Source organism: Streptomyces sp. NPDC030893 (assembly GCF_055571535.1).
Map to the genome: position 1 here is coordinate 78,830 of NZ_JBVIFC010000009.1, position 14,513 is coordinate 93,342.

Consider the following 14,513-nt stretch of genomic DNA (forward strand, 5'->3'; position numbering starts at 1 on the left):
CAGGACGGTTTTTTGTCGCGGCGGCCCTCTACCGGCCGGTCGTGATGAATGACCGGTACCAGGGCGCCGACCGTGCGAAGGCGGGCGCGAAGCCCTCGCCGGGCGGGCAGTCCAGGTCCTTCCAGAAGCCGTCGTCGGCGAACCAGTGGTCCACGGTGAGCATGTCGAGGTGGTGCGTCGCGCGGGGCGAGCCGGCCGCCCGCGCGCGGGCGGTGGCCACGTCCACCGAGGCACCGCCGCCGGGCCGTTCCACCTGCTCGCAGACGGCCTTGAGCAGTTCGGAGACGGGTACGGGGTCCGGGTGCGCCACGTAGTGGGCCCCGGGGCCGTGGTGCGGGGACAGTGCCGCGGCGACGACCGCCCGGCCCAGGGTGCCGACGTCGATCATCGACTGGAGGGCCGTACAGCCGCTGACGGTCGCGGACAACTCGCGCAGCAGGCCCACCAGTCCGGGGACCACCCAGCGGTCGCCCTCGCCGTGCACCAGGTGCGGGCGCAGCACCAGTCCGCCCGCGTCGAGAACGTGCCGCTCGGCCGCCGCTCGGCTGCGGCTGGTGGCGGAGACCGGCGCGATCGGGGCCTCGCCGGGCCGTACGCCGCGGAAGGGGCCCCGGCCGTGGACGGCGGCCGTGCTCACGTACACGATCCGGCGCACCCCGGCCCGTACCGCCTCCTCCACCAGGGCCTTCGTGCCGAGGTCGTTGACCGCGGCGACGGACTCCGGATCGCCTCCCACGCGGGAGGCGCAGTGCACGAGGACGTCGACGCCGGCGCAACTGCCGTGCAGGCTGCCCGGGTCGGCGAGGTCTCCGGGTACGGCACCGGCGTCCGTCCGCCCGCCCGGAGTGCGGCGGGACAGCGAACGGACGCGGACACCGGGACGCCCGCGGGCCGCCTCGGCGACCCGGCTGCCGATGAAGCCCGTCGCACCGGTGATCAGGAGGTCGGCGGTCACGGCAGCGACCGTACCGGGGCGGTGGGCGCGCAGGTGAGGGTGGCGGTGAAGACGGACTCGTCGTCCTGCCGTCCCGACACCCGTACCGTCACCTCGTCCTCACCCTTGTCGAGCACCTCGGTGTCGATCCAGCAGGGGCTGTCCAGTTCCGCGTAGCGGCTGAAGGAGACGGCGAGTTCGGACGGCAGGAAGGGCAGCCGGCCGGAGGCCGCGGTCGCCGCCTGGCGGGCGGCCTCGAACAGGACCATGCCGGGGACGTGGTCGTTGGGCCGGGGGAAGAGCACGGGGTGGCCCATGTCGACGCGCAGCAGCCAGGTGCCGGGCCGGTCGGCCGGGGCGAGGACGACGTCCTCCGCGCGGTGGCGGCCCACCTGTTCGGGCGGAACCGGCGCGGGCGGCGGTATTCGGGTGTCCCCCGCGGCCAGGTGGCGTTCGCGCAGCCGGCGGTAGGCGGCGGGGGAGGTGCAGCCCGTGCTGCCGGTGCCCCGGGCGACGAGCAGCCCCGCGCGGTGGAACTCCATGGTCGTGCGCATGCCGTTCAGACCGCGGCCCCGGCGGCGCACCTCGGAACAGACGACGTCGACGGTGACCGGCTCGGCCGCGTCGGCGAGCAGTAACGCGGCGGGGTCGGTGGACACCTCCAGGTCGTGCATGACGAAGTGCGTGTCGGCGGGGGCACCGAACTCGGCGTGCGCCAGGGCCATCGACGTCTGGCGCAACGTTTCACCGACGATCATCGGATCCTGGTGGCGGTCGTCGACGGGTCCGAAGAAGGCGTGCCCGGCGGGCCAGCGCGCGGTGACGCGGAAGCGCTCGTCCGAGAGCCGGACCCAGGAGACCGGGAAGACGTCCGCCGCGCGGGGGCGGTGGGCGAGTTCCGGTGTGACGGGGGTGGTGGGGGCGCCGCCGGCGGCCGGACCGGCGCCGTTTGCGGGTGAGCCCTCCGGTCCGGTCTGATCCTCCATGGGTGCGCTCGAGGAATCCGGCTTCGGCATGAGGAACCCCCGGGTTCGGCAGTCTGGCTCCGGTCGGTTCGCACTAAGATACGGACGAGACGGTTTTTTTCCAAGGGTGATCCACATCGCCGGATGGGAGCCCACGCACCCCGCACCGTGCCGGACCGCACGGCGGTTCCGCGTCGGCCTCACGGTGACTGCACGGTGCGACCCACGAGATCCACGAGGATCCACGCAGATCAGGAGGCACCCGATGGCGCGACAGGAGCGCGCGATCCGTACCCGGCGGACCATTCTGGAGGCGGCGGCCGCCGTCTTCGACGAACGCGGCTACACCTCGGCGACCATCGGGGAGATCCTGGAGCGGGCCGGGGTCACCAAGGGCGCGCTGTACTTCCACTTCGGCTCCAAGGAGGAGCTGGCGCTCGGTGTGTTCGAGGAGCAGCTGGCGATCTCCCTGCCGCACCAGTCGAGCAAACTGCAGGAGCTGGTCGACTCCGGCCTGGTGCTGGCCACCCGGCTGCGGACCGAGCCGCTGGTGCGGGCGAGTGTCGGGCTGGCCCTGGACCAGGGAGCGCTGGGGCTGGACCGCACTCCCGCGTTCGGCATGTGGATCGACCAGACCACCCGGACGCTGGCCGAGGCCGGTGCGGCGGGCGAGCTGCTGCCGCACGTGGATCCGGTGGAGACGGCGGAACTGCTCGTCGCGAGCTTCTCGGGCGTGCAGCTGTTGTCGCAGCTGCGCTGCCAGCGGCAGGACCTGGAGCAGCGGGTCGTCGTGCTGTTCCACCACATGCTGCCGGGCATCGCCGTTCCCGCGGTACTGGCCCGGCTGGACATCTCCGCGGACCGCGCGGGGCGGCTGTTCGCGGAGGGACGGCTGCTGCCGGCGGCGGGGGACGTGGTGGAGGCGGGGTAGGAGCGCGGGCGGTCGGCGCGGGGCGTGCGGGCGGGAGCGGGACGCGACTCGACGGGCCTGAGGCCGATGGGGACGGGCCGTGGGCGGTGCCGGGGTGGGCCACGGTGAGGCCGGGACCGGTGCCGGTTTCCACAGGCCGGAGTTGTCCACAGGGGCCTGACGCTTTTCGGTCACCGGTTGTACGGTCGGCACGATCGATGTCGAGCGTGTGTACGGCACGCATGTACGGGGGAGGCGGTTGCCGTGACCGAGTTCATGGCCGGTACGGCCGGGACCGAAGGGGTGGCCGGGACGGCGGAGGCCCACCGGGCGGACGGCGCGACCGCCGTGCGGCGGCTGCCGCGGGTGCCCGGGTTCGCCGAGTGGCCGGCCGCGGGCACGCCCAAGCGGGAGGGCAAGGCGCTGCGCGCGGACGTCCCGCGCAGCGCACACGCCGCCCTCGACCGGGACGCCTCCCGTCCCGACGCGGTGAGCGCCGTCGAGGAGTCCAGCCGCGGCAGGCTGCCCGACCTGGCACCGCTCCGGGTGGGCAGGATGGCGGCGACGCCGTTCGCCTTCCTGCGCGGATCGGCCGGTCTCATGGCGTACGACCTGGCCCGGACCCCCACGACCCGGATCGGCGCCCAGATCTGCGGGGACGCCCACGCGGCGAACTTCGGTCTGTACGGGGACGCGCGCGGCCGTCTGGTCATCGACCTGAACGACTTCGACGAGACCGTGTACGGCCCCTGGGAATGGGACCTCAAACGGCTCGCCACCTCGCTGGTGCTCGCCGGGCGGGAGGCCGGCGCGGACGAGGACACCTGTCGCGCCGCCGCCCACGACGCCGTGGGCGCCTACCGGCACACGATGCGCCTGCTGTCCCGGCTGCCCGCGCTGGACGCCTGGAACGCCATCGCGGACGAGGAACTCGTCTCCCACGCCGGCGCCCACGACCTGCTCGGCACCCTGGAGCGGGTCTCCGAGAAGGCCCGCGCCAACACCAGCGGCCGGTTCGCGGCCAAGTCCACGGAGGCGACCGGGGACGGCGGACGCCGCTTCGTCGACGCGCCGCCGGTCCTGCGCCGGATACCGGACGCCGAGGCCGCCCAGGTGGCCGCCTCCCTGGAGGAGTACCTCGGGACGCTCCCGCCGGACCGGCACCCGCTGCTCGCCCGGCACGCGGTGCAGGACGTGGCGTTCCGCGTCGTCGGCACCGGCAGCGTCGGCACCCGCTCCTACGTCGTGCTGCTCCTCGACCACCGGGGCGAGCCGCTGGTCCTCCAGGTGAAGGAGGCCCGGCCCTCGGCGCTCGTTCCGCATCTGCTGACGGCCGGCTTCGACACGCCCGAGCCCGGGCACGAGGGCCGGCGGGTGGTCCACGGCCAGAAGCGGATGCAGGTCATCAGCGACAACCTGCTGGGCTGGACGACGGTCGACGGCCGCCCCTACCAGGTGCGTCAGTTCCGCAACCGCAAGGGCAGCGTCGACCCGGCCGCGCTGGCCGCCGACCAGGTCGACGACTACGCCCGGATGACCGGCGCCCTGCTGGCCCGCGCCCACTCCCACAGCGCCGACCCCCGGCTGATCGCCGGCTACTGCGGCAAGAACGACGAGCTGGACGAGGCGGTGGCCGCCTTCGCCGTCGCCTACGCCGATCTCACGGAGGCGGACCACACGGACCTCGTGACGGCGGTGCGGTCGGGACGGATCGCCGCGGAGGCCGGGGTGTGAGCGGGCACCGGGCACCGGCGCGCCCTCCCGGCCGGGAGGGGCCGGGCGGAGCGGGACGTGGTGCCCGGGCGGGTGGCCTACGCTGTCCGGGTGACGACCTCGGAAGGTGAGCAGGGTGGCGGCGGCACCGGCGCGGAGCGGACGCCCGGCGGCGGGAACGCGCCGCGGCCCGAGGACCGGCTGGAACAGGCCGTGCGGGCGGCCGAGCAGGCGCTGATCGAGTTCGAGATCGCCGTGGAGACCTTCCGCGTCGAGGTCGAGAACTTCTCCCGGCTGCACGAACAGAAGCTCGGCCCCGTCTACGCCCGCCTCGAGGAGCTGGACGCCCGGATCCTGGAGGCCAGGGCCGCCCGCAGCGACGACCCCGAGGACCGGCGCCGGGCCGACGAGGCACGCGCCCGGCTCATGCCGATCCCCGGCGTCGAGGAGCTGATGAACGGCTGGATGGACGGGGAGGGCCTGTTCCCCGAGGCCACCGCCATGCTCACGGACCAGCCGGTCCGGCCCCCGCAGCGGGTGCGGCCCAGCGAGGAGGCCCGCAAGCTCTACCGGGAGCTCGCCCGCAAGGCCCACCCGGACCTCGCGCAGGAGGACGAGGAGCGCGCCCGCCGCGAGGAGTTCATCACCCGGGTCAACGCCGCCTACGCCCGTGGCAGCGAGGCCGAGCTGCGGGAACTCGCCGAGGAGTGGGCCGCCGGACCGCAGCTGAAGCGCGGCCCGAGCGCGGCCGAGGAGCTCTACGCCCGCCTCGAATGGCTCTCCCGGCGCAAGGAACTGCTCACGCTGGTCGCCAAGGAGCTCGAGGACAGCGCCATCGGCTCGATGCTGCGCCTCGCCCCCGAGGACCCCGACCGGCTGCTCGAGGAGATCGCCGGTCAGCTGCACGCCCAGGTGGCCGAACGCGAGTCCGAGCTGGCCGCTCTGCTGGCCTGAACCCGTCCCCCGGCCGGTCGGGTAGCGTCGTGGGCATGAGTTTTGGAGCTGGTGTGCCCACGGTCCAGGTCGCGGACCTCAAGGACGGCGACTTCCTGCTGGACGTCCGGGAGGACGACGAGTGGAAGGCCGGTCATGCCGAAGGGGCGCTGCACATCCCCATCAGCGAGTTCGTGGCCCGCTACGGCGAGCTGACCGAGGCCGCCCCGCAGGACGGCCGGGTCCATGTGATCTGCCGCTCCGGCGGACGGTCGGCCCAGGTCACGATGTACCTGGGCCAGCAGGGCATCGACGCCGTCAACGTGCACGGCGGGATGCAGGTGTGGGAGGCCGCGGGCCGCCCCGTCGTCACCGACGACGGGGAGCCGGGGCACGTGCTGTAACGGGAGTTCGCCGGACCGGCCCCCCTACCGGTCGAAGTCCAGCTCCACCCTCTCCGTCACCGGACGGGACTGGCAGGCCAGGACGTAACCGGCCTCCGTCTCCTCCGACTCCAGCGCGAAGTTGCGGTCCATCCGCACCTCGCCCGAGACGAGGAAGGCGCGGCAGGTCCCGCACACCCCGCCCTTGCAGGCGTAGGGCGCGTCGGGCCGGTTGCGCAGCACCGTGTCCAGCAGGGACTCCCCGGCCCGGACGGGCCAGGTGCCGCCGCGTCCGTCGAGCCGGGCGGTGACCGTGCTGTCGGCGGGGGCGGGTGCGGTGGAGACGGGCGCCGCGTCCACGTGGAAGATCTCCTGGTGGATGCGGGACCGGTCGACGCCCAGCCCGCGCAGCGCCCGCTCGGCGCCCTCGACCAGCCCGTACGGCCCGCACAGGAACCAGCCGTCCACCTGCTCCACGGGCAGCAGCGCCGGCAGCAGCCCGGTCAGCCGCTCCCGGTCCAGCCGCCCGGACGGCAGCCCGGCCTGCTGCTCCTCACGGGAGAGCACCGTGACCAGCTGCAGTCGCTCGGGGTAGCGGTCCTTCAGGTCGGCGACCTCCTCCAGGAACATCGTGGAGGCGGCCGTCCGGTCGCTGCGGATCAGGCAGAACCTCGCCTCCGGTTCGCGGGCGAGGAGGGTGGAGACGATCGACAGCACCGGGGTGATGCCGCTGCCGCCGACGACCGCCGCGTACCGGCCGGGGGCGGGCGTGAGTGTGAAGCGGCCGGCGGGGGTCATCACCTCCAGCTCGTCACCGAGGCCGATCTCCTTGAGCGCGTACGTGGAGAAGGCGCCGCCCTCGACCAGCCGCACGCCGACCCGCAGCGTGCTCGGGGCCTCGCCGTCGGGTGCGGGGGAGCAGATGGAGTAGGTGCGGCGTATCTCCTCGCCGTCGGCGGTGCGCCGCAGGGCCAGGTGCTGGCCGGGCGCGTACCGGTACTCCTCGCGCAGCCGCGCGGGGACGGTGAGCGTGAGGGCGACGGAGTCGTCGGTGAGCCGGTCGACCGCGGCCACCCGGAGCCGGTGGAAGCGGGCCATCACAACTCCTTGAAGTGATCGAACGGTTCGCGGCATGCCAGGCAGCGGCGCAGCGCCTTGCACGCGGTGGAGGAGAAACGGCTGAGCAGCTCGGTCGCGGCCGATCCGCAGTGCGGGCAGTGGACGGGGGCGAACTCGTCCGCGCACGGTTCGGACCGGGTGCGGGTCGACCCGAGCTCCACCGGGACCGGCCCGGGGGAGGCCGCCACCGGGCGCGGCGGGGCGATGCCGAACTCCCGCAGTTTGCGGCGCCCTTCGTCGGTGATGTCGTCGGTCGACCAGGCCGGCGCGAGCACCCTGCGCACCGTGACCTCCCGCACCCCGTGCTCGCGCAGCACCCGCTCAATGTCGAGGCTCATCGCCTCGACGGCCGGGCAGCCGGTGTACGTGGGGGTCAGTTCGACCTCGACGGTGTCCGTCCCGTGAGCGTGCACCGCGCGCACGACGCCCAGTTCGCGCAGGGTCAGCACCGGCAGTTCGGGGTCGGGAACCGAACCGGCGAGCTCCAGGAGTTCCGCCTCCAGCGGGGTGGCGGTCACCATGCCGCCCCCGGGTGGCTGCGGTGCAGGTGCTGCATCTCGGCGAGCATCCGGCCGAACGGCTCGGTGTGCAGGCCCTGGCGGCCCGCGCCGGCCGCCCACGCTCCCGTGCGCGGTCCCTCGGGCACCGTCAGCGTGGCCCGGCGCAGCACGTCGCCGATCCGCTCCAGCCAGGCCTCCTCCAGGCGGGTCGCGTCGGCGTCGACGCCTTCGACCGGCTGGAACATCTCGCCGGTGTACCGCCACAGGGCGTCCACGGCCCGCTGCATCCGCGCGTGGCTCTCGTCGGTGCCGTCGCCGAGCCGCAGGGTCCACTGCTCGGCGTGGTCGCGGTGGTAGGCGGTCTCCTTGACGGCCTTGGCGGCCAGGGGCGCGAACGGTCCGTCGCCGGCCGCCAGCTCCGCGTACAGCAGGTACTGGTGGGCGGAGAAGAACAGCTGGCGGGCGATGGTGTGGGCGAAGTCGCCGTTGGGCTGCTCCACCAGCTGGAGGTTGCGGAAGGCGCGCTCCTCGCGGAGGAACGCCAGCTCGTCCTCGTCGCCGGCCATCGACAGCAGCACCCGGGCCTGGCCGAGCAGGTCCAGCGCGATGTTGGCGAGGGCCACCTCCTCCTCGAGGACGGGGGCGTGGCCGGCCCACTCGCCGAGGCGGTGGGAGAGCACCAGCGCGTCGTCGCCGAGGGCGAGCGCGGCGGCCGTGGGCACGGCGGTGTCCCCGGTGGGTGTCGTCGTCACAGGTGCCGCACCCCCTCGGGGATCTCGTAGAAGGTCGGGTGCCGGTAGGGCTTGTCGGCGGCCGGTTCGAAGAAGGGGTCCTTCTCGTCGGGCGAGGAGGCGGTGATCGAGGACGACGGCACGACCCAGATCGAGACGCCCTCGCCGCGCCGGGTGTACAGGTCGCGGGCGTTGCGCAGGGCGAGTTCCGCGTCCGGTGCGTGCAGGCTGCCGGCGTGGGTGTGGGACAGTCCCCGGCGCGAGCGCACGAAGACCTCCCACAGGGGCCAGTCGGTGTGGGTCATGCTCGCGAAGCTCCTGTCTCGCCGTTGCTGTGCCTGGCCGCGTGGGCCGCTGCCGCTTCCCTGACCCAGGCGCCCTCCTCGTGGGCCCGCCTGCGCCGGCTCAGCCGCTGTTCGTTGCACGGGCCGTTGCCCTTGAGGACGTCCCGGAACTCCGTCCAGTCGATCGCGCCGAAGTCGTGGTGTCCGCGCTCCTCGTTCCACTTCAGGTCGGGGTCGGGGAGGGTGAGGCCGAGGGAGGCGGCCTGGGGGACGCAGATGTCGACGAAGCGCTGGCGCAGCTCGTCGTTGGAGTGCCGTTTGATCTTCCAGGCCATCGACTGCGCGGAGTGCTGCGACTCGTCGTCGGGCGGGCCGAACATCATCAGCGACGGCCACCACCAGCGGTCCACCGCGTCCTGGGCCATGGCTTGCTGCTCCGGGGTGCCCTTGCTGAGCGCCAGCAGCAGCTCGTACCCCTGGCGCTGGTGGAAGGACTCCTCCTTGCAGATGCGGACCATCGCCCGCGCGTACGGCCCGTAGGAGCAGCGGCACAGGGGGACCTGGTTGGTGATCGCCGCGCCGTCCACGAGCCAGCCGATCGCTCCGACGTCCGCCCAGGTGAGCGTCGGGTAGTTGAAGATCGAGGAGTACTTCTGGCGGCCGGAGTGCAGCTTGTCCAGCAGCTCTTCGCGGCTGGTGCCGAGCGTCTCGGCGGCGCTGTAGAGATACAGGCCGTGCCCGGCCTCGTCCTGCACCTTCGCCATCAGGATCGCCTTGCGGCGCAGGGAGGGAGCGCGCGTGATCCAGTTGGCCTCCGGCTGCATGCCGATGATCTCGGAGTGCGCGTGCTGCGCGATCTGCCGGACCAGCGTGGCCCGGTAGGCGTCCGGCATCCAGTCGCGCGGCTCGATCCGCTCGTCGGCGGCGACGGCCGCGTCGAAGGCGCGCTCGTGCACGGCGGTGTCGTCCGTGCCGGCCGTCGCGCCGTACGCCTGGCTGCCGGCCGTATCGCGGGCGGCTGCTGTCGCCATGAGGTCCCCCTCGACCTGGATGTTTCCCGGAGCACGCTCCCGACCGATCGTTCGGTTCGTGCGATTCCATGGTGGGACGGGCACCGCGAGGTGTCAACCGCTGTGGATAACCTGCGGGTGCCGCCTGTGGACAAGGGACCGTGCGTGCGGCGACGCCCGTGTCACCGGGGCAGGGGGACTGTGCCCGGGAGCCCGGTGCTGAGTACCGTTCCGTGCGACGCGGCGGAGCGGGGAGCGGGGCGGCAGGGGACCTCGCGGCCGGGTGGGAAGCAGTGACGGACCGGGAACGGCGGATCGGGGCGGAATGGACGCGTACGACAAGGGCTCGGACGCCCGGCACGGGCCTGCGGAGCGGGACGCCGGGCGGGATCCGCACCCCGTCCCGCCGCCGCCCCCGGCGGACCCGCCCGCCCCCGAGGCCCTCGACAGCCTTACGTCCGCACCGGTGACCGTCCCGCCCGCCGAGCCCCGTACCGGCGTGGCCGCCCTCTCCCTGCGCTACCGGATCGTCGCCGCGCTGGTGCTCGCGGCCGTCGCGGTGGGCGTCTGTGTGCACCTCGGCATGGCGTTCCTGCACGTCGCGCCCTCGAACACGGTCAGCAAGCAGCACCGCGAGACGATCGACGACTGGATCTACCCGGAGTTCGAGCAGAACTGGAAGCTGTTCGCGCCGAACCCCCTGCAGCAGAACGTCGCGGTCCAGGTGCGCGCGGAGATCCGCGCGGCGGACGGAACGTCGCGGACCACCGGCTGGTACGACCTGTCCGCGCAGGACGGCCGGGCCATCGACGGCAACCCGCTGCCCAGCCACACCCAGCAGAACGAGCTGCGCCGCGCGTGGGACTTCTTCCTCTCGACGCACGACGACGACAACCGGACGGTGGGCCTGCGCGGGGCGCTGGCCGAGGCCTACCTGCGCCGGATCACGGTGATGCGCCTCGACCGCGCGGACGCGGCCGGTGCGGACGGAGCCGTCGAGCGCGTGCAGGTCCGCTCGCGCACCACCGACATCCCGCCGCCGGACTGGAGCGAGGAGGAGATCTCCACCACGCCCGTGTACCGCACCCTGCCCTGGTGGCCGGTGCCCGAGGACGAGACCCGGGGAGGCATCGGGTGAACCGCTTCTCCCTGGCCCTCTCCCGGGGCATCGCCCGCGTCACCGACTCCGCGCTGGGCCCGTACCAGACCGCGGTGATCCGCATCGGCTTCAGCCTGACCTGGCTGCTGTTCCTGCTGCGCGAGTTCCCCCACCGCCAGGAGCTCTACGGTCCCGACGGCCCCTGGGACTGGGAGCTCGCCGAGCAGCTGGTCGCGACGAACGACGCCTTCACGGTGCTGCTCTGGTCCGACAGCCAGCTGTGGTTCGAGGCCGTCTACGCGCTGGCCGTGCTGTGGAGCCTCCTGCTGCTGCTGGGCTGGCGCACCCGCACCATGTCGGTGCTGTTCATGGTCGGTGTGCTGTCGCTGCAGAACCGCAGTGTGTTCATGGGGGACGGCGGTGACAACGTCCTGCACCTGATGGCGATCTACCTGGTCTTCACCCGCTGCGGCCAGGTCTGGTCGCTGGACGCGCGGCGCGCCCGCCGGGCGGCCGGGGCGCGGGCGCGCGGGGAGCGGCCGCGGGACCGGGTCGGCCCGGCGCTGTGGGGCGTGCTGGGCTTCCTGCTGCTGTCGGCGACCCTCGCGGGCCGGACGGACGGCGACTGGTTCATACCGGCGCTGCTGTGGGCGGTGTGGCTCGCGCAGGCGCTGTGGTGGCTGGCCGGGCGCCGCGCGGGGACCGGTGAGCCGCGGATCCTGCTGGACGTCGTCGCGAACGTCGTGCACAACGGCGCACTGCTGGTGATCATGGCGGAGGCGTGTCTGATCTACGCCACGGCCGGCTGGTACAAGGTCCAGGGCTCCCGCTGGCAGGACGGCACGGCCGTCTACTACCCGCTCCACCTGGAGTATTTCTCCCCCTGGCCGGCCCTCGCGGACCTGCTGTCGGCCGGCGGCACCATGGTGATGCTGGTGACCTACGTGACGGTCGCCGTGCAGGTCGCCTTCCCGTTCACCCTGTTCAACCGGCGGGTCAAGAACGTCCTGCTCAGCTTCATGATCTTCGAGCACGCGGTGATCGCCGTCGTGCTCGGACTGCCCTTCTTCTCCCTGGCGATGATCGCGGCCGACGCGGTCTTCCTGCCGACGTCCTTCCTGCGCCGCCTGGGCCGTCCGGCGGCACGCGCGTGGGGACGGCTGCGCCCGCGCGGGAGCGGAACGCCCCTCCCGGGGCCGCGCCGCCCTGCCGATCCCCCCGGCGGGGAGACGCCGCCGGCGGCTGCCCCGGTACCGGGCGGAGTGCCGGACCCGCGCACGTAGGCTGCACGCCATGAGCGACCCCGCCCGCATCCCGGAACCCGAGAACCCGGCCGGCCCCGTGTCCGCCTGGCACCGTCTGGCCGGCGACGCCGTCCTGCTCGACGGTTTCCACGCGCTCAAGCACGCGGTGCGCTTCGGGGCCGAGGTGCGCATGGCGCTCACCGCGGACCGGGCCGCGGCGCTCGCCCTCGCCGACGAGCTGGCCGGGGACGTCCGCGAGGCGCTGGCGGAGCTGCTCACCGAGGTGCCCCACGGGACGTACGCCTCGCTGGTGCCCCGCCCGCATCCCACCGCGGTCGCGGCCCTGGCCGTACGCCCCTCCCGCGCGGGCAACCTGGAGAAGCTGGCGCACAGCCCGCGCACCGCGCCCGTGGTGGTCCTGGACAACCCGCGCAACCTCGGCAACGCGGGCGCGGTGATCCGGCTGGCCGCCGGTTTCGGGGCGACCGGAGTCGTCACCACGGGCACGCTCGACCCCTGGCACCCCACGGTCGTGCGCGGCGGGGCGGGGCTGCACTTCGCCACCGCCGTGGAACGGCTGACCGTGGACGAGCTGCCGCCGGGGCCGGTCTTCGCGCTCGACCCGGAGGGCGAGGACATCCGCGCGCTGAAGCTGCCGGACGACGCGCTGCTCGCCTTCGGCTCCGAGCGCAGCGGACTGTCGCCCGGGATGCGCGCGCGGGCCGACCATCTGGTGGCGCTGCCGATGCGCCCCCAGGTCTCCAGCTACAACCTCGCCACCAGTGTGGCCATGACGCTGTACCACTGGAGCGCCACCGGGGGCGCACCCTCCTGAGAACGGCGTCCTACGCCTCCCGGCGGACCTCGACCACCCGGAACCGGTTGGCCACGAACGCGCCGTCGCACAGGGCCGCGTTCGCCGCCGGGTTGCCGCCGGAGCCGTGGAAGTCGGAGAAGGCGGCCGTCTGGTTGACGTACACCCCGCCGGTGAGGTTCAGGGAGAGCTGGGCGGCCTCCTCCAGACAGACCTCGCGCACCGTCTCCTCGACCTCCGGCGAGGTCGTGTAGGCGCCGACCGTCATGGCGCCCTTCTCACGGATCGTGCGCCGCAGCAGCTCCGCCGCGTCACCGGCCGAGTCGACGGCGACGGCGAAGGAGACCGGGCCGAAGCACTCGCTCAGGTAGGCGGCCTCGGCGTCCGGCTTGGAACCGTCCAGCTTCACGATCACCGGTGTGCGCACCACCGCGCCCGGGAACTCCGGGTGGGCGATCTCGCGGGAGGCGAGGGCGACCTCGCCGAGACCGGCGGCGGCCTCCAGGCGCGCCTTGACGTCCGGGTTGACGATCGCGCCCAGCAGCGCGTTCGCCCGCGCGTCGTCGCCGAGCAGGCCGTCGACCGCCTTCGCCAGGTCGGCGGCGAACTCGTCGAAGGACTTGGGGCCCTGGTCGGTGGTGACGCCCTCGCGCGGGACGAGCAGGTTCTGCGGGGTGGTGCACATCTGGCCGCTGTAGAGCGACAGCGAGAACGCCAGGTTGGCCAGCATCCCCTTGTAGTCGCCGGTCGACTCCACGATCACCGTGTTGACGCCGGCCTTCTCGGTGTACACCTGGGCCTGGCGGGCGTTGTGCTCCAGCCAGTCGCCGAACTCGGTGGAGCCGGTGTAGTCGATGATCCGGATCTCCGGGCGGGTCGCGAGGCTCTTGGCGATGCCCTCGCCGGGCCGCTCGGCGGCCAGCGCGACCAGGTTCGCGTCGAAGCCGGCCTCGGTGAGCACCTGGCGGGCCACCTGGACGGTGAGCGCCAGCGGCAGCACCGCGCGGGGGTGCGGTTTGACCAGGACCGCGTTGCCGGTGGCCAGGGAGGCGAACAGTCCCGGGTAGCCGTTCCACGTCGGGAAGGTGTTGCAGCCGATGACCAGGGCGACGCCCCTCGGGACGGGGACGAACTCCTTGGTGAGCGCGAGCGGGTCGCGCTTGCCCTGCGGCTTGGTCCACTCCGCCGTGTCCGGCGTGCGGGTCTGCTCCGCGTAGGCGTAGGCCACCGCCTCCATGCCGCGGTCCTGCGCGTGCGGGCCGCCGGCCTGGAACGCCATCATGAACGCCTGGCCGGAGGTGTGCATGACCGCCTGGGCGAACTCCATCGTCCGGTCGCTGATCCGCTTCAGGATCTCCAGGCAGACCACCGCGCGGGTCTGCGCGCCCGCGTCCCGCCAGGCGCGCATCCCGGCCTTCATCGCGGGCAGCAGCTCGTCCGGGTCCGCGTGCGGATAGCTCACGCCCAGCTCGATGCCGTACGGGGAGGTCTCGCCGTCGACCCAGCCGTCCGTGCCCGGCTGGCCGAGGTCGAGGCGGGTGCCGAGCAGGGCGTCGAAGGCGGCCTTCCCCGCGGCCATGTCCAGGCTGCCGTTCTCCCCGTACGCCTTGGGGTGCTCGGGGTGCGGGGACCAGTACGCGCGCGTGCGGATCGCTTCCAGTGCCTGGTCCAGGGTGGGACGGTGGCGGGCGATCAGCTCGTGCGCCGTGAGTTCGGCGGCCATGCGGGACCAACTCCTCGTCTCAGGAACTCGTCGTCGAGCTCATGGACCTGTGCGGAAACGTAGTCAGGAATGGGCGGTCAGGGTTAGGGTAACCGAACGATCGGTCGGGACAAGGGGGTCCGCCGCATCTGTGGAAAACCCCGTGCGGGAG

15 protein-coding genes are annotated in these 14,513 nt (G+C 73.4%); 7 read left to right on the forward strand and 8 right to left on the reverse strand.

Translation table 11 applies throughout. From position 1 onward, the window contains the following. Nucleotides 1–28: 28 nt before the first annotated feature. Together ACZ434_RS18630 and ACZ434_RS18635 are read right to left on the reverse strand one after the other, a co-directional pair. The gene (locus tag ACZ434_RS18630; RefSeq protein ID WP_468457043.1) at nucleotides 29–955 is read right to left on the reverse strand and encodes an NAD-dependent epimerase/dehydratase family protein; all 927 of its coding nucleotides are present in this window, start codon (nucleotides 953–955) and stop codon (nucleotides 29–31) included. After that, a complete protein-coding gene (locus ACZ434_RS18635; RefSeq protein ID WP_468457045.1) occupies nucleotides 952–1,920 on the reverse strand; it encodes a ScbA/BarX family gamma-butyrolactone biosynthesis protein in 969 nt (322 codons plus the stop codon). Before ACZ434_RS18635 ends, ACZ434_RS18630 begins: the two co-directional genes overlap by 4 nt. 244 nt (nucleotides 1,921–2,164) lie before the next feature. Between ACZ434_RS18635 and ACZ434_RS18640 the strand changes: the two genes are divergently transcribed. From ACZ434_RS18640 to ACZ434_RS18655, 4 genes are all read left to right on the forward strand, one after another. Then, nucleotides 2,165–2,830 carry a ScbR family autoregulator-binding transcription factor gene (locus tag ACZ434_RS18640; RefSeq protein ID WP_468457047.1) on the forward strand — a complete coding sequence of 222 codons (666 nt, stop codon included), beginning with the start codon at nucleotides 2,165–2,167 and terminating at the stop codon, nucleotides 2,828–2,830. Nucleotides 2,831–3,085: 255 nt separating this feature from the next. Continuing rightward, a complete protein-coding gene (locus ACZ434_RS18645; protein ID WP_468457383.1) occupies nucleotides 3,086–4,543 on the forward strand; it encodes a DUF2252 domain-containing protein in 1,458 nt (485 codons plus the stop codon). A gap of 90 nt (nucleotides 4,544–4,633) precedes the next feature. Then, nucleotides 4,634–5,476 carry a hypothetical protein gene (locus ACZ434_RS18650; protein WP_468457049.1) on the forward strand — a complete coding sequence of 281 codons (843 nt, stop codon included), beginning with the start codon at nucleotides 4,634–4,636 and terminating at the stop codon, nucleotides 5,474–5,476. 53 nt (nucleotides 5,477–5,529) lie between these two features. Next, nucleotides 5,530–5,859, forward strand: a complete 330-nt coding sequence (locus ACZ434_RS18655) for a rhodanese-like domain-containing protein (RefSeq protein WP_468457385.1) — start codon at nucleotides 5,530–5,532, stop codon at nucleotides 5,857–5,859. 24 nt (nucleotides 5,860–5,883) lie between these two features. Here the strand turns inward: ACZ434_RS18655 and paaE are convergent, their stop codons facing one another. From paaE to paaA, 5 genes are read right to left on the reverse strand one after another with little or no spacing between them, the layout of a single operon-like run. Further along, entirely contained in the window at nucleotides 5,884–6,936 is a 1,053-nt protein-coding gene (gene paaE / locus ACZ434_RS18660) for a 1,2-phenylacetyl-CoA epoxidase subunit PaaE (RefSeq protein ID WP_468457051.1), read from the reverse strand. After that, nucleotides 6,936–7,478: a 1,2-phenylacetyl-CoA epoxidase subunit PaaD gene (gene paaD, locus ACZ434_RS18665; RefSeq protein ID WP_468457053.1), complete on the reverse strand. Its 543-nt coding sequence runs from the start codon at nucleotides 7,476–7,478 to the stop codon at nucleotides 6,936–6,938. The genes paaE and paaD overlap by 1 nt, the downstream gene beginning before the upstream one ends. Continuing rightward, nucleotides 7,472–8,209, reverse strand: coding sequence for a 1,2-phenylacetyl-CoA epoxidase subunit PaaC (paaC, locus tag ACZ434_RS18670; protein WP_468457056.1), 738 nt, complete (start codon nucleotides 8,207–8,209; stop codon nucleotides 7,472–7,474). Before paaC ends, paaD begins: the two co-directional genes overlap by 7 nt. Continuing rightward, nucleotides 8,206–8,493: a 1,2-phenylacetyl-CoA epoxidase subunit PaaB gene (gene paaB, locus ACZ434_RS18675; protein WP_391962669.1), complete on the reverse strand. Its 288-nt coding sequence runs from the start codon at nucleotides 8,491–8,493 to the stop codon at nucleotides 8,206–8,208. The genes paaC and paaB overlap by 4 nt, the downstream gene beginning before the upstream one ends. Continuing rightward, entirely contained in the window at nucleotides 8,490–9,503 is a 1,014-nt protein-coding gene (gene paaA, locus ACZ434_RS18680; RefSeq protein ID WP_468457059.1) for a 1,2-phenylacetyl-CoA epoxidase subunit PaaA, read from the reverse strand. The genes paaB and paaA overlap by 4 nt, the downstream gene beginning before the upstream one ends. 304 nt (nucleotides 9,504–9,807) lie before the next feature. Here paaA and ACZ434_RS18685 point away from each other — a divergent pair, with 304 nt between their 5' ends. The 3 genes from ACZ434_RS18685 to ACZ434_RS18695 are packed head-to-tail and all read left to right on the forward strand — an operon-like array spanning nucleotide 9,808 to nucleotide 12,660. Further along, entirely contained in the window at nucleotides 9,808–10,620 is an 813-nt protein-coding gene (locus ACZ434_RS18685; RefSeq protein WP_468457061.1) for a DUF5819 family protein, read from the forward strand. Next, nucleotides 10,617–11,864, forward strand: coding sequence for an HTTM domain-containing protein (locus ACZ434_RS18690; RefSeq protein WP_468457063.1), 1,248 nt, complete (start codon nucleotides 10,617–10,619; stop codon nucleotides 11,862–11,864). The genes ACZ434_RS18685 and ACZ434_RS18690 overlap by 4 nt, the downstream gene beginning before the upstream one ends. 10 nt (nucleotides 11,865–11,874) lie before the next feature. Beyond that, the gene (locus tag ACZ434_RS18695) at nucleotides 11,875–12,660 is read left to right on the forward strand and encodes a TrmH family RNA methyltransferase (protein ID WP_468457065.1); all 786 of its coding nucleotides are present in this window, start codon (nucleotides 11,875–11,877) and stop codon (nucleotides 12,658–12,660) included. A 10-nt stretch (nucleotides 12,661–12,670) separates the two neighbouring features. Here the strand turns inward: ACZ434_RS18695 and paaN are convergent, their stop codons facing one another. Beyond that, on the reverse strand, nucleotides 12,671–14,362 hold the full coding sequence (gene paaN, locus ACZ434_RS18700; RefSeq protein WP_468457067.1) for a phenylacetic acid degradation protein PaaN: 1,692 nt from the start codon (nucleotides 14,360–14,362) through the stop codon (nucleotides 12,671–12,673). Between the last annotated feature and the right edge of the window lie 151 nt (nucleotides 14,363–14,513).